Raw genomic sequence first — 1,495 nt, 5'->3', positions numbered from 1 at the left:
TAGGAGCCCTGGGCACCGTACCCGGCCTGGCCGCCGTGCCCGCCGGGCGCGGCGTACCCGCCGGGAGGGCCGAATCCTCCCGGGGCGCCGGGGGCGGACGGTGCGGGGTGGGCGCCCGGCGGAGTGGCCCCCGGCGGAGGGCCGTACGGGCCGCCCTGGTGCCCGGCGGGCCGCCCGTCGGCGGTGGGCTGCCCGTCGGAACCCGCTGCGGCTGGATACTCGTTCGACATGCCCTGACCCTATCCGGGCTCCGCGGGCCCCCCGCTCAGCGCCCGCACCTCGTCGTACGCCGGTGCCGCGCCCCGCACTTCCCGGCCCGCGCCGATGTCGGCCGCCGTCTCCAGGGCCGCGCCCAGTGCCCGCCGGTACAGCAGCGAGCCGAGGCTGACCCGGCCCACACCGAGGTCGGCGAGGTGCGGGAGGGACGGACCGGTGGGCGAGTGGAGGATGTTGAGCGGGACGTCGAAGTGGGCGACGAGGGCCGCGATCCGGCCGGGGTCGGTGAGGCCGGGGACGAAGACGCCGTCCGCGCCGGCCTCCCGGTAGGCGTCGAGGCGCCGCATCGTCTCGGCGACGCGGCTCTCTCCGTCACCGTCGTGGTCCCCGAGCCAGTACGTGTCCGTACGGGCGTTGACGAACAGGCCGGGAGCCGCCGACCTGACCGCGGCGATCTTGGCCGCGTGCCGGCCGGCGGGGCCCAGGGTGTCCTCCAGGTTGATGCCGACGGCTCCGACCGCCGCCAGCCGCCGCGCGAACTCCCCCACCTCGTCGGGGTCGTCGCTGAAGCCGTCCTCCGCGTCGACGGACAGCAGGAACGGCCCCGACCCCAGGGTGAGGGCCAGCCGCAGCGTCTCGTCGCGGGTCGCCGACGCCCCGTCGGGCAGCCCGCCCGCCGCCGCGACGCCCAGGCTGGTCGTGCCGACCGCCCGGAAGCCCTGCCCGGCGAGGGCGAACGCGGAGGCGTGGTCCCAGGCGCAGGGCAGCAGCAGGGGCTCACCGGCACGGTGGAGGTCGGCGAAGGCGGTCACGACAGGTCACCCACCGCGTCGGCGTAGTACACGGACTCCGTGAGGTGCACGGCGAGTTCGCGGAAGCTCCAGCCCTCGCCGGGCGAGTGGTCGAGCTGCTCGGCGGTGAGCGCGTCGAGGCGGTTGGCCCAGATCCGGGCGAGCCGGGTGAGGCGGCTGCGGGCCTCGTCGAGGTCCTCCTGTGTGAAGGGGGCGCGGTCCGCGTCCGTGGTGACCATGGAGGCGTGCCAGTGGTCGGGCTGCGTCGCCTCTCCGGCCAACCGCGCCTCCAGCTCCGCGAGATGGTCGACCAGGTGGTCGGCGACGCGCCGGATCGCCTTGTGCGGGGTGTAGACGCGGTCATCGACGTGCGCGGGCCGCCCGTCCCAGCGGGTCCAGGTGGCGGCCAGGGCCAGGACGTGGTCGACCATGCCGGTGACGGCGTCGGCGGGCGTGAGGGCGGTGGCCGTGGCGGGGGTGGCGGGGGC

2 protein-coding genes and 1 pseudogene are annotated in these 1,495 nt (G+C 76.8%); all 3 read right to left on the bottom strand.

The annotated features are described in order from the left end of the window. Positions 1–230 (bottom strand): annotated as a pseudogene (locus EBH09_RS39845) (FHA domain-containing protein); the annotation flags it as partial. 9 nt (positions 231–239) lie between these two features. Continuing rightward, a complete protein-coding gene (locus EBH09_RS28820) occupies positions 240–1,028 on the bottom strand; it encodes an isocitrate lyase/phosphoenolpyruvate mutase family protein (RefSeq protein WP_121749856.1) in 789 nt (262 codons plus the stop codon). Further along, positions 1,025–1,495 (bottom strand): hypothetical protein (locus EBH09_RS28815; protein WP_345940960.1); only part of this gene is annotated, 471 nt, incomplete at its 5' end. The genes EBH09_RS28820 and EBH09_RS28815, both read right to left, overlap by 4 nt.

Source organism: Streptomyces sp. E2N166 (genome assembly GCF_003671715.1).
GTDB classification, from domain to species: domain Bacteria; phylum Actinomycetota; class Actinomycetes; order Streptomycetales; family Streptomycetaceae; genus Streptomyces; species Streptomyces thinghirensis.
Note: the sequence above shows the minus strand (reverse complement) of the source record. Positions and strands in the feature narration are given on the sequence as shown.